Below are 23,130 nucleotides of genomic sequence, written 5' to 3'. Positions count from 1 at the left end.
AAACCTGCCCTTCATCATTGATTATGAAGTAATGTTCAGAGATGTTGAGGTAAGTGAGGGTGTTGTCTGGCATCCGTGATTTTGAAAGGTGCCGGGGGTGAGTTCGGGGATGGAAGGACGCGATTTCAAATCTGAAATCGATGCGGCGCAAAACGACCCGGCTGCGCTGCGCAAGATTGCCGATGACATTCACGCTAGCGGCGGCTCGCGCATTTTGATGATCCGCGCGATCCAACTGGCGAGAGCAGCAGATAGCGGACCGCATCCTTTGGGCAAGATCTGCGGGGATCTTGGTTTACCGCGCCCGAGTGGCCTGCCGCTTTACCGCTACAAGCTCGCACCGGGAGTTTTCCAGCGGATCGAAGCGAAGCTTTCTGCCAATCTCGCATCGGATTTACTGCGACCGCCACTAGCTCCAGCTTTCGTCATGTGGGCGGCAGACTGGTTTCGGCGCTCTTACCAGGGCGGCATGCAGCGTTGGGCCGATATTGAAGCGGTGCTGGGGCTCCAACTCTCACAGTCGCAATGGCGGGAACTTGCCGATCGCGGTTTCGATGCCTGGGGCGTTGAACCACTTATCACCGCACACGGAAACCAGCGTCTCTCCAATCTCGCGCGGCATGGAGGATTTCCTGCGGCGGCAATCGCAGGCGGTGCGAGCTGGCCGCGTCGCTTCCTGGAGCGGGCAATCGGTGAGCTGCTCGGGGCAGACGTTCAGGACATCAACACCGCTGTCTTGATCTGCGAACGCAACGAATATTTGCTCCCCTCAATTTGGCGCAGCCCGGAAATGCACGCAATTTGCGGGGAACTTGCCCTCAAGATCGTCGAGCTTCGTGCATTCATCGACAAGGAAGAGCCAACTGATGGTCGCCCTTATTCGGCCCGGCTGGACCACGCTTATGAAGACTGGCGCGATGAACTGCCGATGACGCTCGACGGGGCTGCTGCGGGCCTCATCGATACGCTCCTTGAAGCCAGAAAGCTGACTGGAACAGGAAGCATCCGGGTGGGACGATTGATGCGTTCTCAGGACGGTGAATGGCGCGAAAGTCTGGATTTCCATCTCGAAGGTCGCTGGGACGACAAGGATCGTGTGCTGTCTGCCGGTGATTATGTGCGCGTTTTTCTTCAGCCTTCGGATGCCTTGGCGGACCGTATCTCCAGTCGGCTGGCTTACCTGGAGTTTGAGTCGGGCAATAGCTGGATCGCGCGCGCTATGCGCAGCGAAGCTGCGATCGATTTTCCGTTGGATCTCCCTGTCACCGCCGAATTCCATGCGCGCGGAGACAGGCTCACACAAAGCTTTGTCCTTCCGGGCGGCAAAGCTGTCGGGGATGGACTGCGGTTATTCGATCGGCGAACCGGAGACACGGAGCAAGGCACGTTCTCCCTTATCGGTCAGGGTTCGGGGGCATATCGCGCTGAACCGGTTTTCATCGATGTGCCGCAGGAGTGGGTGCTACGCGGCAAGGATAGCAATACCGAGATCGAAACCGAGGACTTCGCCTTTGCACCTGGTCGTTCGCTCTATCGCTGCGCTGGCCAGATCATTGCCGAGAAGCCCAACGGCGACGCATTTCTGGTGCGGACCGGGCAAAGTGCGGACCGTAGGTACCGACTGAAAATAGTGGCCCAAGAGGTGTACGGCGTGCAGGCACCCGGCGACGAACGCTTGTTCAAACATCCATTGCATGCAGAAGTCGAAGATGGGGTTTCCCGGCGCACTGCAGCGCGCGGCGAGGTTGCCTGGCGATTTGCAGGCGAGAACACTTGGCGCGAAGATCTCGCCAATGCAGGCCCTGGACTCTGTGAGTTCGCCTGGCTCGATGGAGCGACCAAACATGTTCGTGACCGGACGAGTGCACTGGTTTTGCCGGCTGAATTTGCCCTGAGCCAGCGGACAAATGCTGCCAATGCGGAAATCATATTGGAGGGTTGGACCGGAGAGGCAGTCCTTACCGATGAAATGCCACATGCTGACTACCGCTGGCGGGTGCGGATCGATCCGCCCCGTCGCGCGCTGCTCGGCTTGCGCCTAACCCCCGAACACGGCTCCACTTTCGACCTCAATGTGCCGTTGAGATCGAAAGAGTGGCTGACCACCTGGGATGGCGAACTCCTTAAGCGTGATGCCGTGCTTGGCCTGGCCGACCTACGCGATACTGTCGCGCGGGCACCGGCGAATGCTGTCCTCATGGGCGAGGTCGCCCATCACAACGGTGCATCGCTCGAAGCCAGCTGGAAAGTGGACGGCGAGATGGGCCTTTCGGCTCTGCGCAATGATATTGCCGCCTTGATGCGCCCGCTCGGTATTGATGCGCAGGTCAGGCTCGATTTTCACAACGGCAGCAACGACCACTGGTATGTGACCGAGTTCGGCAATGTTCTGGAGTGGGAGCCTTCGGGAGGGCTGCGTCCGAAGACGGCGATTGTCGGAGAGGATGTCCGCGTTGGCGGCCGCTTTCTTGGAGCTCCCGAGAAAGAGGTGGATTTTGGTCCGTTTGACGGATTGCTTGGCGGCCTCGGCGGGCAATTGATTCAACTGCCACGATTGCGCGGTCCATGGCTCGTCTATCTGCGGGAAGGCGCTCGCGTCCTCACGCGGCCAAAGTTTATCGACGGCGATCCGCTTCAAGACGTTCCGCAACACAGGCTCGGCCGGGCAATGGCGCAACCTTATGAGCAAGCCTACGTGGACTTGGTGCGGCTGGCGGAGGAACTTGCGGCTGAGCCGATGGCTCCCGAAGCGACCCAGACTATTCGTGCTGTCATGGACCTGGCACTGTCGCTGAATGGCTTGCCTCCGCAGACCTTCGAAATCTTCAGCAAGTTTGAGATTGCCGGTCCGCTTGCGCCGCTCCTTCTTTATCGCTGCGAGGAGCAACACCTCTCGACGATCCTCGAGCTGTTTGATGGGCTATGCTCAAGCTGGTCTCTTTTGCCAATCAAGGCCTGGGACGCTGCCTTTCAGGCTCAAGGCAATTATCTGGTCAGCCGGCTCGATGACCCTCAGTGGGCGTTGGCAAACATCACGGAACGTCAGAACGAAATCGCGGCGCGTGCGCCGCAGCTTGCGCCCCTCATTTGCCGGGACTTCTCGCCGTTGAGCTGGGAAGAGCTGCGCAACCACTTCACGAGCCATACAAGCGAGGGCATCAATATGGATGCCGGCGGCTTCAACCCTTTTCGGCCTGCTTTCAGCGAGCTACTGCCAAGAGAGAATTTCGTCGAAGCGCTGATGCGGGTCTTCGATGCTCCTTTCGCCGCTGCTCTTTCCGCTACCGGACGTGCTTCTCTCGAGAAGGAGCAGGTCCTCACCGTCAAAGACGTCGAACGACGCCACCCCGACTACTTTGCCAAAGCCTTTGGCTACGCCCTTTCGGAGCTCAAGAATGGCCGCCAGTGATCCCCTCCCTACATCCCGATTGTCGCCGATGGAGGTGCACCAACGGCTGAGGACCGGCCTCGCCGAAGCGGTCGTCTCGCGCGCGGGCATCCGGCACGAAGGGCTCAACGCGTTTCTCCGGAGCACCCTTGCCGGCACGGACCCAGCAAAAGGCAGCCTCCTTTCCGAACAGCTTTTTCAGGCTGCTCCCGGCTATGTATCGTCAGAAAAAAGTCCCGACCAACTTCAATCCCTGCTGCACCAGCGCACAATCGACGCGATCACTCAAACGTCGGATACTGATCTACGCTTCGATTACCCCGCCTACGCGCACCAGCTGGCGACGTGGGAACTGCTGAGCACGCAAGAGCCGCAATCGGTTCTGGTTTCGAGCGGTACAGGGTCGGGCAAGACCGAATGCTTCCTGGTCCCGATGCTCGATGATTTGGTCCGGGAGTCCGCAGAGCAAGGTCCTCTGACAGGCGTTCGGGCGCTGATGCTCTACCCTCTGAACGCTCTTATCGCGAGCCAGGAGAAGCGTCTTACAGCCTGGACCAAGCCGCTTCGTGGCGATGTTCGGTTTGCCCTCTACAACGGCTTGATGGGAACGGCGCGAAAGTCCAATCGCGATAAGGCCGAACACGAGATCCCGCACCAGGTCCTCTACCGCGAAACTCTACGCGCCAACCCTCCGCCGATCCTTGTTACCAATCAGACGATGCTCGAATACATGACGATCCGTCGTGATGATCGCCAAATCCTCGAGAAGTCTCAAGGCAAGCTGCGCTGGATCGTCATCGACGAGGCGCACAGTTACATCGGCTCGGCAGCGGCTGAGCTCTCGCTCTTGCTACGCCGGGTGATGAATGCATTCGACGTGACGCCTGATCAGGTCCGCTTCGTTGCGACGTCGGCCACCATCGGCTCTGCTGACGACCAGAAGGCTCGCGAAGACCTCCAGAGATTCCTTGCCGACATTGCCGGCGTTCCGCTTGAGCGGGCGCATGTCGTTGTGGGAAAGCCTCAGCCTGTGGATCTCTCGAAAGTCCTGACAGCGTCAGATGATCCGGCAGCATCGTCGGTTGCCGAGAGACTGGAAGGCGAGCCCCAGACCCTGGCTTCGCTCAAAGCCCTCTCGCCGGAGGCGGAAAGGATTTTGCTCGATCTGTCGGCTCATAATGCAAGCGAAGCGAAGCCCGTCCTGCCGATGCGAGCGCACAGCTTCACGCGGGCAATTGCCGGGCTCTGGACCTGCATCAATTCCGATTGCCCGGGCGAGATGCGACCCAAGGATTGGCCATTTGGCGCCGTGCTTTTCGACCATCGGGATCAATGTCCGCACTGCCAGTCGATGGTGTTCGAAATTCAGAACTGCCTCGACTGTGGCGAGCCCTTCCTCCCGGCCGACGACATGGGCGACAGGATCGTACCGCGCCGCAGTGATCATGATGCAGATGAGTTTCGCGAAGATAGCTATCGTGACCGCGATCATGATGATGACGACGACGAAGATGAGCACGAAGGGATCGGCCATCCGCGGCTGATTGCCATCAACCCGAAATCAGAAGCGACCGCGACCGCTTTCGATGTATCCAGCGGCGAGTTCACCGGCGAGGCGGGGCATTTTCATCTGACCCAGCTCGATGAGGGACGTTGTCCGGCCTGTCTCGGAAACAAGCGGCGCGGGCGACCGGCGGTCTTTCCTTTTCGCTTTGGCACACCGTTCCTCACCCAGAATGCGGCACCGATCCTCCTTGAGGGTGTGTCGCCACATCAGGCGGAGCACGCCCTGCCGTTCGATGGCCGTCAGCTGATCAGCTTTTCGGACAGCAGGCAGGGAACGGCTCGCTTCGCTGCCAATATTGAAACCAACGGTGAGCGTGGCTTCGTTCGCGGCTTCATCTATCATGCCGTTCAGAAGGCTGCCCAGGGTAGCGACCTGACCGATGAGCGCAGGGAAGAGCTGCTCAAAAAGAAGGCTGCTCTAGCGAACCTTGCGGCAGACATGCCTGCGTTCAAGGATGATATCGCCAAGATAGACGCGGAGCTCGCGGGCGGCGCGGCAACCGGAATATCCTGGAAGGAGCTCGTATCCGGGCTCGCTTCTGAGCCGGCGATTGGCATGATGGCCAAGGTCTGGGACCTCGATCGCAGCGAACGTTTTCACGATAACCGGGAAGCGCTGGCACGCTTCATGCTCTTGCGCGAACTCGCCCGCCGTCCGCGCAATGCCAATGCGATGGAGACGCTTGGTCTGGCCCGGCTCCGTTTCCCGGATATCGAGCGGATTGGTCCGGATAAGCTACCCGAGCTTGTTGGCCAGAAGGGCTATTCGATCGAAGATTGGCGCGGCTTCCTCTACTACATGGTCGACTATCTTCGCGGCCAGTTTGCCCTTGAAGTGGACGATGGTGATGCGCGCTGGATGCCTGGGCGCGCGCGGCCTCGCAATGTGATCGGGCCCAACCAGCCCCCTGGCGCCAAGCGTGATGTCTCCTGGCCTTTGGTCAATACCAAAGGACGTCAGCCCGACTCCATTCTTCTCTTGGCGTCAGCCCTGAACCTTGACCTTACGTCTCAGCGCGATCGCCATGAAATCAATCAGGTCATGCATGCCGCCTGGAATCAGCTCGCTCCCCTTCTGTCGGGTGTTGGCGGGACATTCAGCCTGCGATTGGAGAAATCCGCTCAGGTCGAAGCGGTGGGCAAAGCTTGGCAATGCCCCTTGACCCGGCGTGTCCTGCCTCGCCTGGTCTTTGGTAGGTCACCCAACGCGGTGAGTGCAGGCAAGATGTTCGCTAACAAGCCGGCGAGTGAAGTTGAATTCCCGCGTCTACCAAGGACAAGGCCTTTGGCGGTGGATGGCCAAAAGGAAATCGCAGCCTGGCTCAAGACCAATGAAGAAGTCGCGGCGCTTCGCGAGCGTGGCATCTGGATGAACTGGCACGATCAGGCCGCGTTCGCCACGCCCTACCTTCGAGCCGAGGAGCACAGTGCCCAGCAGCCCCCGCACCGGCTGCGGGAGTTCGAGGAGCAGTTCAAGGAAGGCGATATCAACCTGCTCGCCTGCTCGACCACCATGGAAATGGGTGTCGACATCGGCTCGATCGAAGCCGTGCTGATGACCAATGTTCCACCCTCGATCGCCAACTACAATCAGCGGGCCGGTCGGGCGGGCCGCCGCGGACAGGGCTTTTCGACAAGTCTTACAATTGCCCGCAACACGCCTCTAGATCTTGAGACGTTTGCCGATCCAGCGGGCTATTTGCGCCGCAAACTCGCATCGCCACGCGTATCGCTTGATTCAGATCGGATCGCGCAACGTCACGCGAACGCCTATCTTCTCGCTCAATGGTTTCGCGAGGTTGAGGGGGAGTTTGCCCGGACCAAGACCGGGGATTTCTTCGGCTGTCGCGCTGACCTTCGTCCGTTCGAAGGTCTCGCTCCCGTGGACGCCTTTTGCGAATGGCTCGATCGACCATCGACGGCATCCGCTACCGAGGAAGGTCTGCTGCGGCTCCTCAGAGGAACTGGTCTCGAATACGACACCGAAGTCCGGGGGCATACGGCGGAGATGTTTGGGCGGGAAGCTGTGAATTTCCGTCGTACATGGCAGCGCCTAAAGGAAGACTCGGACGCGCTCGAAGGACCGGCAAAGAAGGCGATCGAGTTTCAGGCACGGCGCTTGTGCAAGGAGTTCCTCTTGAAGGAGCTCGCCAATCGCTCGCTTATCCCTGGAAGCGGTTTTCCGACATCAGTTGTCCCGTTTGATACCCTGTGTGCCGAGACGCAGAAGGCGCAGGAGCGCAATCGTTCGGAAGAGGAAGGTGCGCGTGATCGGCGCTATGAATGCCCGACGCGCAACGCCGATATCGCCATTCGGGAGTATGCGCCGGGGGCAGAGGTCGTCGTTGACGGGCTGGTTTGGAAATCGGACGGGGTCACCCTCAACTGGCTTAGCCCGATCGACAGTGGCCAGCGTGAGCCGCAGAACCTTCGTTGGGCCTGGTGGTGCGACCATTGTGGTGGGGCGGGCAGCGATCATCAGATGCCAGACCAGTGTGCCCATTGCGGCGAACGAAGCATTACCATTGAGCAGTTTCTTGAACCGGCCGGGTTCCGTGTCGACTGGAACGCACAGCCGCATGCCGACACCGATCAGGCTGTCTACATCGAACCCAAGTCACCGAAGGTCAGTGTCGGTGATGCCCTGTGGCAACCCATGCTGCAGCCCGAAACCGGCCGGATCCGTGCTTCGCATGAAGGCTACATCTACCATCATTCGCGTGGACCCAACGACCAGGGTTACGAGATTTGCCTGGAATGCGGGCGCGCTGGGGATGCCGGGACAGACGCTCTCAAAGATCATCGGCCACTCACGCCCAGGAACCGAAAGGCGGTAGACCGCTGTCCGGGCAATGACGAAGGTTTTGCGATCACGAGCGCTCTCGCGCTGGGCCATGAAGTTCTCACCGATGTGGTTGAGCTGCAATTGCCTGGGCTGGAAAGTGACGGCGCGGCCTGGGCGCTTGGCGCAGCCTTGCGCGAGAGTCTTGCGCGCTGGCTTGGAATCGAGCCGCGCGAGCTTGGAATTTCCGTGGCAGCTCGAGACGGCAAGCTCGGTCGCAGAGTGCCATCGGTCTATATCTTCGATGAGGCATCTGGAGGTGCCGGATACGCTCCGAGACTTCTCGATGACATCTATCATGTCTTCGAACGGGCGGCCCGTGTTCTCGATTGTCCCAAGGAATGCGAGATGGGGTGTTCGGCCTGCGTCCTGGCTGCCGATCTCTACAAGCAGCAGGGACGCCTCGACCGGCGGTCTGCTCTCATCGCGGTCCAGGCGTTTCTTGAGACGAATGCTGAACTGCCGCAGGAAGATCGTGCGTTCCCCGACGCCAGGGCAATCAATGACGCGGCAAACACACTCCTTTTGAGAGCGCGAAACGGAGACAGCATTTCGGTCCTGTTGCCCACCGTGTTCGATCTGGCAGAGCTGACTTCGACCAAGATGCGCACCTTCTTTTCTGCCGCCTCAGCGCGCGGCGTTCCGGTGACGCTCGTGCTTGATCCAAGTTCCTTTGATAAGTTCGAAGAGGTCGAACGGCGCTTCTTGCGCGATGCCTCGGTGCGGTTCGAATTCTCTCTGGCCTTGGGTAAAGGAGAAGAAGCGCCCTCCGAGAGCAAACGCTTGGCTGAATTGATCTCGCCTGATCGTACCACAGGGTTCTTCTCACGCGATGCGAACGCGGCGCAGCCGGGAGAGCGATGGGGCCTGGGTGAGACGCATGCTGTCGTTGCCGGCACTCTCAGCGGCCCCACCGCCTACAAGCCGGTCAACCCTGAAGACTTGGAACGACAAATTGCGGCTGGAGACCAGGTCGAGCTGATGCAAGGTTTTGGGCAATGCCAAGTTGGCCAGTTTGGCAAACGCTTTGGCTCGAAACTGAAGCAGCAAATGGAAGCGGCTGGAGTTTGGAAGCCCGGCAGTCTTGTGCGGATCACCTACACCGACCGGTATCTCAATGCGCCTCTACCCATGCTCCTCTTCCTGCGCACCTGCGAAGCTCTGGCCGCTGACCTTAGAGCCAGTAGCCCGGTTGAAGTCGATATCCTGGTCCAGCGACTGAGGAATGATCGGTCACCCCACCGGATATTCCATGACTGGGAATATGAAGACGACCGGGCGGAGGTCGCCGAGCTATTGGGCGAAAAGCTTGGTCTCGATGTCGATCTTCAAGTCACGGAAAATTCTGACCATGGCCGCAAGCTCGAGCTTGAATACGCCGATTGTCAAAAGGTCCTCGTGCTGCTCGACCAAGGGTTTGGATATTGGCGCATAGCCGGCAGCCCGCCGCGCCATGACTTTCGTTCGGCACCCGCTGCACAGGCGAGTGAGCTTTTGCGCTCAAGGGCTGCTGTTTCTGGCGTGGGAGAGAGCTACTTTGCCGTGAAGAGAGACGCGAATTGAGCGTCGATCTTTTCTCAAATCTCTCGACGATGAAGCTTCGAGCAGTCCGCCCGATCGATTGGATTAGGCACAACGCCGTCCTTGAAGAAGCGGAGCAGACCAGATTGTTTGGCCGTGCAGAAGCAGGCAAAACCCGGCTAAAGAACTTCAGTCACTCCTCGAGCATCTACGTTTGACGCTCAATCGGAAAGAAACCCAAGCATTGAATACCAAGACGACTACAACCGCTAAGGCCAACAACACTCACACATCTCTCGCCGATTTCATTTGGAAAAATGCGGATGATCTTTGGGGCAATTTCAAACATGTCGATTTCGGCAAAATCATTTTGCCTTTCACGCTTCTACGTCGTCTGGAGTGTGTTCTTGAGCCCACTCGAGAAGAGACCGCCAAGATGCACAAAATGGCCGTCGAAAACGGGCTCGATGTCGATGTCATTCTTCGTCAGGCAACCGGTTATCCGTTCTACAACACTTCCAGCTACAGTCTGGTATCGCTGGGCTCTGGCCGAACACGTCAGAACCTTGAAGACTATATCGCAAAGTTCTCTGGCAATGCGCGTATCATCTTCGAGCAGTTCGATTTCATCAACACAATCAGCCAGATGGACAAGAAGGGCGTTCTTTACAAAATCTGCCAGAACTTCGCTGCCATCGATCTGCATCCCGACGCCGTTCCAGAGCGGACCATGTCCAACGTCTATGAACACCTGATCCGCCGGTTCGGGGCGGAGGTTAACGAAGCAGCCGAGGATTTTATGACGCCTCGTGATGTGGTCCATCTGGGCATAGAGCTGTTGCTCGAACCTGATGACCAGATGTTCATCGACAACCCTGGCATCATTCGGACCCTCTATGACCCCACGATCGGCACAGGCGGCTTCATCTCGGACGGGATGGAGCACGTTCAGTCACTGCAGGATCGTTATGGCACCGCCCCGACCCTTGTGCCTTACGGCCAGGAATTGGAATCAGAAACTCACGCTGTCTGTCTTGCGAGTATGCTTCTGAAGACGCTCAAGTCCGACCCCGGCCGCGACCTGTCCCAGAACATCAAGCTTGGTAGTACTCTCTCAGCCGACAAATTCCGCCACGACAAATTCCACTACTGCGTTTCAAACCCGCCGTTCGGCAAAAAGTGGGAGTTGGACCAGGCCGAAGTAGTACGCGAACACCGAGACCAAAAATTCGAGGGGCGCTTCGGCCCCAAACTGCCGCGCGTCAGCGACGGCTCGATGCTGTTCCTCTTACACCTTCTCAGCAAGCTTGAAGATCCGGAAAAAGGTGGCGGGCGCGCGGCGATCGTGCTGTCTGGCTCCCCGCTTTTCAACGGCAATGCCGGCCAGGGTGAATCCGAAATCCGCCGGCATCTGCTTGAGCAAGACGTAGTTGAAGCCATCATAGCCCTGCCGACCGAGATCTTCTTCCGTACAGGGATCGGCACCTACATCTGGGTTTTGTCGAACCGCAAGCCGGAAGCCCGGCGTGGCAAGGTTCAGCTAATCGATGCGACCGAGATGTTTGAGCCGCTCCGCAAAAGCGAGGGCAACAAGCGGCGCAAGATCGGTGAAGATCAAATCCGCGATATCGTTCAGCTCTATGCCGATTTCGAACCCACCAAGAAAAGCCTCATCCTCGACGCGCAGGAATTCGGCTATCGCCGCATCAAGGTGCTGCGTCCACTGCGCCACAAGATCGTTGTGTCAGACGCCGGGTTTGAAACGCTGGCCGAACACAAGGCTTGGGAAAAGCGCACCGATGACCAGCAGCAAGGCTGGCAAGAGGTGTTGGCGAAGCATGCAGGCACCGATCATGACTGGCACTGGATCGACAGCTTTGCCAAGGCGGCGGCGAAGAAGGACGCGAGCCTCGGCAAAGCCGATGCGGGGCTGATCAAAGCTTTTCAAAAGGCCTTTGGCGTGCGGGATGAAGATCTGGACCCGGTGAAGGACAAGAAGGGCAACCTGATCCCCGACGATGATCTGACGGATTATGAAAACGTGCCCATGGGCACCGATATCTATAACTACCTCGCAACCGAGGTAACGCCCCATGCCCATGACGCCTATATCGACGAGACCTACGTGGATGAGACCGATGGGTACATCGGGATCGTCGGCTATGAGATCAACTTCAACCGCTATTTCTATGAATACGTGCCGCCGCGCGATCTGGACGAGATCGATGCGGAGCTGAAGGCCATCGAGGCCTCGATTGCTGAAGTCTTGGCTGAGGTGACGGAATGAAGACGTCGAGACAAACCAAACCGGCTTCGCATTTGTGGCTTGATGCCATTCCAAAGAACTGGACCGAAACGCGGCTACGCTTTGTGGCGAATGTTTCAAACAGCAACGTCGACAAGAAGTCATACGAGGGTCAGGTCCCTGTCCGGCTCTGCAATTATACGGATGTCTATTACAATGAGCGCATCGAGCCTGAGCTCGAGTTTATGGAAGCCACGGCAACACCAGAAGAAATCAAGAAATTCCAGCTTCGTGAAGGCGATGTCATCATTACCAAGGACTCAGAAGATCCTGCCGACATAGGCGTCCCCTCACTTGTGATGGAAGACATGCCGGGCGTGGTATGCGGCTACCATTTGTCAGTGATCCGAGCATCTGACCCGATCACCGCCGCATACTTGCAGTACTCGATCATGTCGCAGATCAATAAAGCTCAGCTCTATGTCGATACTCCGGGTGTCACTCGCTTCGGTCTAGATCAAGATACGATCAAGAGCATTGTTGTCTTGCTTCCTCCGTTCGGAGAACGTCGCCAAATTGTCGAGATGCTCAGGAGCGAGACCGGGCAGATTGATGGGTTGATTGAGAAGAAGACGCGCTTCATCGCGCTGCTGAATGACAAAGAAAAATCCATGATCGCACACTTCGTGCGGCGGGGTATCGATGCCACTGCACCTACGAAGGACAGCGGCGTCGAATGGCGGGGCGTCGTGCCTGCCCATTGGCAACGTGCGCGCATGAAAAACCATTTCAAACAGGTCAAACGCCAAGGGTTTGACGACCTGACCGTTCTGTCAGTCTATCGTGAGTTTGGCGTCATCGAGAAAGCTTCGCGGAGCGACAACATCAACAAGACGCCAGAGGACCTGTCCAAATATCAGCTGGTCGAACCAAACGACCTAGCGATCAACAAGATGAAGGCATGGCAGGGCTCAATGGGGATTTCTCCCTTCTTGGGCATCACCTCTCCTGACTATCTGGTGATGAAGCCTATTGGCGAGCACAACCCACGATATATGCACCATTACCTTCGCGCGAAGCCGATGCCGTGGGTTTATCGCTTGATTTCCAACGGTATTCGGACCGATCAATGGCGTCTGGAACCAGAGAAATTTTTGGAGTTGCCGGTCTTTCTGCCACCTATGGATGAACAAGAAGCTATTGCGAACCGGATTGACCGCGAATTGGATCGAATTCGAGATTTGATTGAAAAAACCGAGCGCTCCATCGCGCTTTTGAAAGAGAAACGCGCGGCGCTCATCACGGCGGCGGTGACCGGCAAGATTGATGTGAGGGCCGCAGCATGAGCGATCTGCACCACGAAAAACACCTTGAGGCCTACATTGTCAAAAAGCTGACGGAACAGGGCTGGCTGCTCGGCGACACAAAAGGCTTTGACCAGGACACTGCCGTCTACACCGAGGATCTGGAGGCCTGGATCAAACAAACCCAAGGCCCGAAATGGGACAAACTCGTTGCCTTGAACGGTGACCGCGCCCGCGAAACCTTGCTCTCACGTCTCGACGGAGCCCTAGAGAAGCACGGCACTATCCAGGTTTTGCGCCGAGGCTTTTCCATCGCAGGCTGCGGACAAATCGAAATGTCCGAGGCCGCACCCGAGGACCAGCGCAACGAGACAATCCTCGAACGCTATGCCGCCAACCGACTGCGTGTGGTGCCGCAGCTGAAGTACCATCCCGGTCGCGAGCTTGCGATCGATCTAGGGCTATTCATCAACGGGCTGCCCGTTGCGACCGTCGAACTCAAAACTGATTTCACCCAATCCGCCGAAAGCGCGCGCGAACAATACAAGCGCGACCGCCTGCCCGAAGACCCAGCCACTGGGCGCAAGCACCCGCTGCTGACTTTCAAACGCGGTGCAATCGTGCACTTCGCGATGTCCGACAGCGAAATCTGGATGTCGACGAAATTGGCAGGAGAGAACACCTACTTTCTGCCCTTCAATCGTGGCCATGACGGCAAAGGTGGCAATCCGCCTAGAGAGGACGGCGAATACCCTGTCGCCTATTTCTGGGAAGAGATTTGCCAGCCAGATGCTTTCCTCCGGATCTTCCATAGTTTCGTCTATGTCGAGAAGAAGGATGTGGTGGACCTGAAGGGCAATTGGTCCGTCAAGGAGACACTGATCTTTCCGCGTTTCCACCAGCACGACGCGGTCAACAAGATGATTGCAGACGCCAAGGAGAAAGGCCCTGGGCATGCTTACCTCTGCGAGCATAGTGCGGGATCGGGCAAGACATCGACGATTGCCTGGACTGCCCACGACTTAACCAAACTGCGCCATAACGACGGCAAAGCAGTCTTTGACACGGTGATCATCGTGACAGACCGGACTGTGCTGGATGGCCAGCTACAAGACGCCGTCCAGCAGATCGACCACCGCAAGGGCATGATCGCTGCAATTGACCGCGAGACAAGCTCCAAGACGAAAACGGCTCAGCTCACGGAAGCGATGCTTAAGGGCGTTCCGATCATCGTGGTGACGCTTCAGACGTTCCCGCATGCAATGGAAGCGATCCTGACGGAAACCTCATTGAAAGACCGAAGCTTTGCCGTGATCATCGATGAGGCGCATACATCGCAGACCGGGAGCACGGCTTCAAAGCTGCAGGCGACCCTCGCGCTTTCGTCGGCGAACGACACCGCGAACATGACGGTCGAAGAGCTTTTGACCGAGATCCAGAAAAGCCGCTCCCGGCCTAAGAACCTGTCTCACTTCGCGTTCACTGCGACGCCGAAACACTCGACCTTGATGTTGTTCGGACGGCCACAGGACCCGTCCCGTCCGGCAGGCCCGGATAATCTGCCGCGCGCGTTCCACAAATACGAGATGCGCCAGGCCATCGACGAGGGCTTCATCCTCGACGTGCTCCGAGGCTATGTGTCGTACAAGACTGCGTTCAACTTAGGAAAGGAGCTGGAGGACAAGAAGCGCGTAGACGGCAAAGCAGCCAAACGCGCATTGGCCAAATGGATGAGCCTGCACCCTACGAACGTCACTCAGAAGGTGCAGTTCATCATGGAGCACTTCCGGTACAATGTGTCGTCTCTCCTTGATGGAAAGGCGAAGGCAATGGTGGTAACGAGCTCGCGCGCAGCGGCAGTTCGCTACAAGAAGGCCTTCGATGCTTTTGTCATCGCGAACCCTCAATACAAAGGCGTTCGCGCGCTGGTCGCATTCTCGGGAAAGCTCAGTGGCACCGATGTGATGCATTCTGACGACGCGCAGATTTCAGGCGATCTCTTCGTTTGTGATGACGATGCTGAATTTACTGAAAGCAGCATGAACTCCGGCGTTGAGGTCAAAGACCTCAGGATTGCATTTGATCGTCCAGAATTCAGGGTCATGTTGGTGGCCAACAAATTTCAGACGGGTTTCGATCAGCCGAAGCTTGTCGCCATGTATGTCGACAAGAAGATCGCGAACGAAGTCGAGATCGTTCAAACGCTGTCGCGCCTCAATCGCACCTTTCCAGGCAAGGAAGAGACTTTCGTCGTAGATTTTGTCAACGACCCGGAGACGATCCGCGCGGCCTTCAAGAAGTATGACTCCGGCGCACAAATCACCGAGGTTCAGGACCCGAACGTTGTCTACGACATTAAGGACACCCTCGATCAGCAGGGTATCTACTCGGACGAAGACATCGAGGCTTTCAAAGTGGCGCGGTTCGAAACCGCCAAGACTTTCGACACGGCGAAGGAAGACCACCACAAGGCGATGTTCGCGGCGACCCAAAGGCCAACAGACCTCTTCAATGCCCGCCTTAAAACCCTGCGCGAGGAAGCTCTTCGTTGTGAAACTGAATTCCTAAAAGCAACCGAGGCAGGCGATGAAGGCAGTGCGAAAAAGGCCGAGCATGAGAGGTTGCAGGTAGAAGAGAACATCGGCCGCATGCTCGAGTTCAAATCGGGACTGGCAAGGTTTTCAAGAACATACACGTACATTGCTCAGCTGCTGGACCTCGGGGACCCCAGTTTGGAGAATTTTGCCGCTTTCACGAAACTTCTGGCCAACCGCCTCAACGGTGTTCCGCCCGAGCATGTAGACCTCATGGGTATTTCCTTGACGGGATACGACATCAAAAAGAACGATGATCAAGGCAACAACGGAGATGAGCCCGATCCGAATCTGAAGCCCACGGGAGCCGGCGGTTCGAACGCGCCAGGAAAGCTTCCTGTCTACCTGCAGGAGCTTATCGAACGATTGAACGGGATCTTTGGTGAAGCAGCCCCAATCAAGGATCAAGCGAGTTTCGTAAACCAGATCGTTTCGATTACCCGCGAGAACACTACCGTGAGGGCTCAGGTCGAAGAGAACTCAAAGGAGCAGGCCCTGAAGGGAAGCCTTCCCGGGGCAGTTCAAGGCGCGGTGGTGCGTGCGATGAAATCAAACAGTGCTCTGGCGACACATCTACTCAAAGAAGACAAGCAAGGCCTCGGCATCCTTACGAACCTTATCTACGATCTAATCAAAGCAGGAAAAGACATCGACCTTGGAGAGCTCGATGGCGCGTGAACTGCACACAATGCTCTGAATAAAACGTCCGGATGGTCAGGCAGCTTGAGCCTGATAAGCAATACAGTTCGTTAGGAATTTAGGAACACTAGATGAAGATTTCTCAGGCCCTAGACAAAATCGACGAGAAGCAGCTCTTTGTGCCGGCCTTCCAACGCGAGTACGTTTGGAAGCGCGACGATGCGAAGCAGTTGGTGGACTCCCTTATCAAGGAGTATCCAACGGGGACGATGCTGACCTGGGAGACCAACAACCCTCCCGAATTGAAAGGGCCTCACAAATACGATGAGAAGCAGGGTGCTGTAAGGATTCTACTCGACGGGCAACAACGGCTGACAACCTTATACATGCTCATTCGCGGTGGTTTGCCGCCGTACTATACTGCTCCGGAAATTCTCAACGACACACGCGGCCTTCATGTGAATGTCGAGACTAGAGAACTGGAGTACTACAAGAAGCTCAAGATGGAGAACGATCCGCGGTGGCAGAATCTGACCGATATCTTTCAGCGCAAAATCAGAGCTAAGGATGTCGTCCGCGCATTGGAGGACAAGGGGGAAGAGGTGACTCGCGAACGCGACGATCTGATCGACGACAACGTCAAGTCCATCGAGAACATCCTCGACCGGGAGTTTCCCGAGCAAACGATACCGGTGAAGGCGACAATTCGCGAAGCGATCGACATCTTCTATAAGGTCAATGCGAGCGGCGTCTCATTGACCGAGGCCGAATTGGCTCTAGCCCAGATTTCAGGTTATTGGCCTCAGGCGCGTGATACGTTCAAGGCAAAATTGACCGAACTCGAAAGCAGGGGTTACGTCTTCAAACTCGATTTTGTCGTCTACGCCCTGCTCGCCTGCTTGCACCATTCCGGTTCGAATATGCGCCTTCTGCATGACCAGGCCAATGATGCGCCCATCCGGGCGGCTTGGAAGAAGCTCGAAGAGCAGACCCTCGATTACGTTGCCAATATCATGCAGTCCCACGCATTCGTCGATCACACGGACGAAATCAACTCGGTGTATGCACTGATACCGATTATAGCTTATTGCTATCAACAGGATAGCCATCTCTCAGAGATGCAGATTAAGAAGCTGGTCAAGTGGTTCTACTACTCCCAAATCCGCTATCGCTACATCTCTCAGCTGCCCCAGAAGCTCGATCGAGACCTCCGCGTGATCGAGGAATCCGATCAACCATTCGATGAACTGCTGCAGGTCATAAAGGACGAACGTCCCCTTGAGATTGTCGCCGACGAGTTCGTGGGGCGCGCGATATCGCATCCCCTATTTCCGATGATGCGATGGTACTTCAAGAGCCAGGGCGCCACTTGTCTGACGACAGGCGTCAAATTGGCTCAACCGATGGGAAAGAAATATCAGCTCGAGAACGACCACATTTTCCCGTTCTCTAAGCTGCGCGATGCAGGATACGGCAAAGAGAACCGTTTGAAGTATTCCCTCGCGCAAGAGATCACCAATCGCGCCATTCTCACACAGATCGCCAACCGGGCGAAGAGCGCGACGAACGCTGAAGATTATCTTGCAGAAATCGACGATATGAATCCGGATGCGCTAGCCAAGCAATGCATCCCTTCAGATCCAGAGCTCTGGAAAATTGAGAATTACGAGGGCTTTCTCCACGCTAGGCGAACGATGCTGGCGAATGCGTTGAATGGGTTCTTGAGCTCGATCACCGAAACCAAAGAGGCGGAGGCACCCATCACGCTGGAAGAGATGATTGCCGAGGGCGAAAGCGAAGAGCTTGAGTTCAAGCAAACTTTGCGCTGGGACATCAAGGAAGCCAAGGTCAACAAGGGTCTCGAGCAGGTCGTTGTCAAAACTATTGCCGCATTTGCGAATAGTTATGGTGGCGGCACTCTGCTCATAGGCGTTTCTGATGTCGGTGAAGCAGTCGGTCTGGATAATGATTATGCGTCGCTGGGCGATGCTGACAAAGACCGGTTTGAAATTCACCTGCGCAACCTTTTTGCCGATGCATTCGGGCAAAATTTCACCGCTTCGAAATTGAAGATCGCATTTCCTGAAGTGGAGGGCAGCGAAATTTGTCAGATCGACGTGAGGCCCGCCGATGCTGCGGTGGTCATCAGCGTTGCAGACAAGAACGGATTAAAATCCGAAAAGCTGTACGTTCGGAGTGGCAATTCTTCACCGGAAATGCCCATGAGCGAAGTGCAGGCCTTCCTTGGAAAGCGCTTTGGTTCAACCGCTTTGCTTTAGGCGCGCAAACCATTCTGGGCAGGATCAGCTCACCTCAGAGGAATGTCGCGGAAGCCGTTCTGAGCCTTGAGTGCCATTTTTGGGGGAACACCGGCAGTTCGCGTCAACTCGTTCCACTTCGCGAGAGCTGAACGAATGTCTGAGGCAATGGATTTGATTTCGGCTGTCTTGAGATCGGCAAATTTTCCGAATTCTAGAAGATCGTCGAACTCGAAACCGTCCGTTTTGCCGGCCAGAGACATCTGGTGCTCGTTGGTCCAGTCCCCATCCGGATTGTACGCGTACACGACATCGAATGCTGGCGAGAGGCTCCAGCGGCCAGAGCTATCCATGAGGAACGCGATGTTCTTGGTGTGGTCGTCTTGGTTGCGGATCAAGATGTTGAAGAACGCTCGTCGCACCTGCTCCTTGATCGCATCGCGGCCGAGACCGAGCATGCGGATGGTCTCGATGGCCTGCTCGTAGCTATAGGCTCGAGCGAGGTTGAAATCGAAGTGACGCATCGCGCAAAGCGACTGCATGTGGAGCTTCTTGCCATCGGGCGTACGGTCGAAGCGCTGGGTCATGAAATGTGCCCGCCCGCCTTCTTCGTGCAGGCGGGAGCGAGCCATGTTGATACCGGCCTCTCTCGCTAGCAGATAGCAAGCATATTCAAGTCGCCCGAAGCCCATTGGGTCAGCGAGCTCCTTATCGGAATTGCCCGACACGCCATCGAATTTGACCAGCCATTGCGTATAGCCTGGACCCGCCGTCAGCTGGCCAGAGTGGAATTCGCCCGTCTCTTCGTTCCAGGCAAGAACGGCCTTGGCGCGCGCGCCACCAGCGGAGGTGCCGACGCGCAGGATTTCCTGAAGAGCATGATGATCATCGTCGCCTTTGAGGACGCCAGAGAGCTCTTCTCTCGCGGCAAGCACTCGGTTGGCCAGATCGACAAGCGGAGCAATGTCAACGGGGCCGCCTTGTTCGCGTCGCTCGCCTGTCGAAGGCTCGAACTCAAGCGCGCCCATGCCTCTGCGACCGGTGTAGCAGAGCCGTTCAACCGGATCGAAGCTGTCAGTTGCTCGGCCCTGTTCAGCGAGCCATCGGTTGATGAGGGCGTTGCCGAATTTATCGGGTAGACTGTCAGCGAGCATTCCCGGCAGTCCCTTGAATGTCTCGTAGTTCAATGCAGGAAAGTCATACACGCCGCTTCGCAGCGGCATTGTCAGCGGTGCCACCTCAATACCGCTGCGGGTGAACTCCGGAGTGTATTCGAAAACCCCGACATCGCGGTCCTCATCCCACAGAATTGCACCGATCTGACGGCCCCAGAGATTTACGACTGCGCGGCTCATGGGGCTTCGTCACCCCAACTCCAGTCTTCACTTGGCTCGTTTGCCGAGGGTTTCCGCACTCGCTGCCGGGCTCTGCCCGTATCCGATAGCGGGTCAAGCGGGCTCAGCTTAGCGTCGGGTACGATATCCAGAAGGCGATCTTCGACATCGAGCGCTCGCATGATCCTGGCAAGGCTATCGATTGTCCCGCCATTGCCTGATTCCAAGCGGGAAAGAGTCGAACGCGAGATGCCTGCTAACTCTGCAAGCTCGGCCTGTTTGAGATTGCGTGATATACGATAGGCTTCGAGCTGCTGCCCTAAGTCGGACAACAGCACCGAGAGTGGACGCAAGTCTGATGAGCTGTAATGCGTCATTATCGAGACGTTACCTCAAGAACGGATCTTTGTGTAGCGATTTTGCGTCTTTACACGACGAGCTATAATGTGTCAATATCGATGCGTAATGGCGAGATACGCAGATAATGCATCAATATCGATGCGTTATGACTGAATTATGGAGCACGGATATGCCCGATGAGAAAAATCATGAGGATAAGGGCTGGGAGGGCTTCCGGGAGGTCGACCGCGCCATCGCTGAGGATCGACTGACATCTTACACCTGGAAGAAGACTTGGGCTGATCCTTGGGGCAAGGCCGGTCTGGTTCTCTTTGGAGTTCTGTTCACGGCCTTTGTCATATTCGTCATCATCTATGATGGATTGATCTGACCTACCATTCCTTCACATCGTCGGCTGCCTCGGCGGAAGCTCCTCGCGCATCCCGTGTAGTCCGATCAAGCCTTCCTCTTCGTTGCTCGACACTTCGAGAGCCCTCTCTCTGCCTCTGGCTGACATCGCGCGCGATCTCATCTCTACCATCTGACGGATCTCCGAGCGAGCTTGGAACGCCGCCAAGCTGAACCTCGCCACGTACACTGCTTGCGCTTCCAACATTGGGCCGTGTCACTGGCGCTGCATCAGGCAAGACAAGTTCGCTCGCGATCTCATCATTGAGCCCGTCAGCGTAGCTTTCCACAAACCGCGCTTGCAGCTGCTGTCCTTGCGCGCTCATCTGGAAATCGATGTCATCAAAACGCGTCTGGCCGTAATAATCGCGATTGGCTTCGATCTCCGCCATGCCCCATTCTCGGTAGGTCTGGCTCAGATTCAAAGTTCCCGCTGCATTGGAACTTTCATACCAGCTGGCCTGGCTCTCGAGCCGATTGGCTATCTCTTCGGCGCGGCGCGCTTCAAGCGTATAGCTCTGCGCTTCAGTGAGTGAAGTTGTGACACCGGCTGCGCTACTCGAGACAAGCGCTTCTGAGCTTGAACTGGTCTCACGGAAGAAGCCTTCTCTCGAGCTTGACCAGTTCTGGCTATCGGAGATTTGGCTGAGCGCACTTTCGATACGCGAACGATCTTCAGAGGCGATACCGATATCGCTGTCGGTCCAGCTCTGATTGCGACCGCCTTTGAGCCCCAAGTTCCCAGCGACAGACCCACGTTCTCCTTTTACTCCCAAGCCTCCGTCACCATTCAAGAACCAGGAGACCGTGATGTCATCCGATGCCCGGCGCGACAGGCCGAACTGCTGCTGCAGGGTGTTGGACGCATTGTCGAGCTCGCTGAAGGTTCGGCCAATGCTGTCATTGGTTGACGTTCCGCTGACCGTCTCATTGGACCGCGACCGGGTGTAGGCATCGCGCAGCTCGCTAAAGCGAGTGACCGCCGAGCTTGTCGATTGCTGTGCGAGGTTGGAGAAGGTTTCGCTCTGGCTGCGGCTCTCGCTCGCCATGGTCGACAACCTGCTTGAGAATTCCTGACCAAGCGTCGGGGTGAACGGGTAACTCGAATTCGGGACTGCAGCGAACTCGCCATCGGGAAAGCTGGTCGTCTGAGTGCCGTTGTCGCTGATGCTGCGCGTCTGCGTCGCACCATAGGCGATATTGGGTGCGAGGTTTCCTTGAGCGAACTGCCGCGAGAACACGTTTGAATTGTCGATGTTCGAGTTGCCCAGAGAGACATTGCCCGTGCTGGCGTCGCGTGCAGCTTCTTCGGCTGCGTTCTGGCTTGGGTTCAGATAGCTCGTCGCTTGCCCTGAGATCGCCAGCGCTCCGCGCGCCACCCCACCAGCGAGAAACGGAATTGAGGCCACAAGATAACCAGCGAGAATGCCGATATCGCTGTTGACATCGCTCATTCCGGCAAAGGTCGCAAGACTGAGACCTGAACTGCCGCCGGCAGCAGCGACATCGCCGGCACCCTTGAACATAAGGATCATGTGCAGGATCACGAAGAGCGGCCCCCAGGCGGCGAGATAGAAGAAACCAGTGACGTAGCCTCTGAGCGCAATCGGACCTGTCTTGGGCATCAGGAAAAGTGGGAAGAGGACCGGGAACAGAGCGTAGAACACCACGGTCAGCACGACATTAAGGATCGGCACCCATTTCATGGCGTTATGCGCAATCGAGGAATAGGTGCGCTCTGTCTGGATATCGGCCCGCGTCTGCGCAAACACATCCACACTGCTCGTCCCGCTCGATCCGGCAAAGCCGTGCATTGCCTGGTTCATGGCGTTGATGGTCAGGACCTGGCGGAAGATGTCGCTCGCGCTGCGAGAGATGCCGGTGAGATATTGGTAAGCGACCGGCAGGTCCGCCATCAGCTTGGCCTTGGCAAGCGCTTCGCTCTGGCGCGGATAGAGCTGGCGTCCTGCCACCAGCGTCATCTCATCGATCATGTTCGCCCATTGACCGGAAAGCGCGGTGTAGGCTTCGCGGCAGGTGATAATCGAAGCCGTGACGCTATCGTCGGCTTGCCGGGTGAGGAATTGCTGCGCTCGTGCCGCACTTCCCGGCGCAATGCTTGCCCAGATGTCGTCGCTCTCAGAAAGCTCCTTCATCGAGTAGCGGCCGAGCAATAGGTCATAGAACACGCATTGCTGGACGTGTTCGTCGAAGTTGGTGGCGAACTCAGGATCGGCAATGCGTAGCGATTTCGTCGCCTCAAAGAGGCGCGCGCCGTAGATCATGCCGTTCTTCGAATAATTGAGGTCGTCGGGCAGGCCAAAGACGAGCTCGGCCGAGCGGGTCAGATAATCACCCGCCTGACTGGTGAAACTCGCCATCAGGGCGAGCCCGAGAGGGACATTGGCGACCGTTGCCGGTGCCAGGCTGGGATTGACGCGGTCGGTCACCTGCACGTCCATCCGCGGCACCATCAGGCACATATAGATCAACGTCGCGCCGAGGAACCAATTGAGCCATGCGCGCCAATCCTGGTTAAACGCCACCACGATGACGGCCAGTGCCATGCCCATTACGAGCGCGACCTGGATCAGGCTCTTATAGCCGCCAGCGCCGGTCCATGCGGCGACAGCGTTGAGGACATTGACGATGTATTCGCCGCCGCCAATCGTGAAGATCTCGACCATTCCGT

At 57.0% G+C, this 23,130-nt stretch carries 10 protein-coding genes; 7 read left to right on the top strand and 3 right to left on the bottom strand.

Going from position 1 to position 23,130, the window contains the following annotated elements:
• Positions 1 to 217: 217 nt before the first annotated feature.
• The 6 genes from GRI41_RS09540 (at position 218) to GRI41_RS09515 (ending at position 18,378) form a co-directional block, all read left to right on the top strand.
• Positions 218 to 3,409, top strand: coding sequence for an STY4851/ECs_5259 family protein (locus GRI41_RS09540; RefSeq protein ID WP_235901248.1), 3,192 nt, complete (start codon positions 218 to 220; stop codon positions 3,407 to 3,409).
• Positions 3,396 to 9,359 (top strand): DEAD/DEAH box helicase, encoded by a 5,964-nt coding sequence (locus GRI41_RS09535; RefSeq protein WP_160604795.1) that lies wholly within the window; start codon positions 3,396 to 3,398, stop codon positions 9,357 to 9,359. The genes GRI41_RS09540 and GRI41_RS09535 overlap by 14 nt, the downstream gene beginning before the upstream one ends.
• A 202-nt stretch (positions 9,360 to 9,561) precedes the next feature.
• Positions 9,562 to 11,604: a type I restriction-modification system subunit M gene (locus tag GRI41_RS09530; RefSeq protein WP_160604794.1), complete on the top strand. Its 2,043-nt coding sequence runs from the start codon at positions 9,562 to 9,564 to the stop codon at positions 11,602 to 11,604.
• Positions 11,601 to 12,908 (top strand): restriction endonuclease subunit S, encoded by a 1,308-nt coding sequence (locus GRI41_RS09525; protein ID WP_160604793.1) that lies wholly within the window; start codon positions 11,601 to 11,603, stop codon positions 12,906 to 12,908. The genes GRI41_RS09530 and GRI41_RS09525 overlap by 4 nt, the downstream gene beginning before the upstream one ends.
• Complete coding sequence (locus GRI41_RS09520; protein WP_160604792.1) at positions 12,905 to 16,138, top strand: type I restriction endonuclease subunit R; 3,234 nt, start codon at positions 12,905 to 12,907, stop codon at positions 16,136 to 16,138. The genes GRI41_RS09525 and GRI41_RS09520 overlap by 4 nt, the downstream gene beginning before the upstream one ends.
• 92 nt (positions 16,139 to 16,230) lie before the next feature.
• Positions 16,231 to 18,378 (top strand): GmrSD restriction endonuclease domain-containing protein, encoded by a 2,148-nt coding sequence (locus tag GRI41_RS09515; protein WP_160604791.1) that lies wholly within the window; start codon positions 16,231 to 16,233, stop codon positions 18,376 to 18,378.
• 29 nt (positions 18,379 to 18,407) lie between these two features.
• Here GRI41_RS09515 and GRI41_RS09510 read toward each other — a convergent pair whose 3' ends face one another.
• Complete coding sequence (locus GRI41_RS09510) at positions 18,408 to 19,712, bottom strand: type II toxin-antitoxin system HipA family toxin (RefSeq protein ID WP_160604790.1); 1,305 nt, start codon at positions 19,710 to 19,712, stop codon at positions 18,408 to 18,410.
• Complete coding sequence (locus GRI41_RS09505; RefSeq protein WP_160604789.1) at positions 19,709 to 20,068, bottom strand: helix-turn-helix domain-containing protein; 360 nt, start codon at positions 20,066 to 20,068, stop codon at positions 19,709 to 19,711. The genes GRI41_RS09510 and GRI41_RS09505 overlap by 4 nt, the downstream gene beginning before the upstream one ends.
• 152 nt (positions 20,069 to 20,220) lie before the next feature.
• Here GRI41_RS09505 and GRI41_RS09500 point away from each other — a divergent pair, with 152 nt between their 5' ends.
• Positions 20,221 to 20,421: a hypothetical protein gene (locus GRI41_RS09500; RefSeq protein ID WP_160604788.1), complete on the top strand. Its 201-nt coding sequence runs from the start codon at positions 20,221 to 20,223 to the stop codon at positions 20,419 to 20,421.
• Between the two features lies 1 nt (position 20,422).
• Here GRI41_RS09500 and GRI41_RS09495 read toward each other — a convergent pair whose 3' ends face one another.
• Positions 20,423 to 23,125 carry a conjugal transfer protein TraG N-terminal domain-containing protein gene (locus GRI41_RS09495; protein WP_160604787.1) on the bottom strand — a complete coding sequence of 901 codons (2,703 nt, stop codon included), beginning with the start codon at positions 23,123 to 23,125 and terminating at the stop codon, positions 20,423 to 20,425.
• Between the last annotated feature and the right edge of the window lie 5 nt (positions 23,126 to 23,130).

It is taken from the genome of Pontixanthobacter aquaemixtae, from assembly GCF_009827395.1.
In the GTDB taxonomy this organism is placed as follows: Bacteria; Pseudomonadota; Alphaproteobacteria; order Sphingomonadales; family Sphingomonadaceae; genus Pontixanthobacter; species Pontixanthobacter aquaemixtae.
This window is presented reverse-complemented; position numbering and strand designations above follow the sequence as displayed.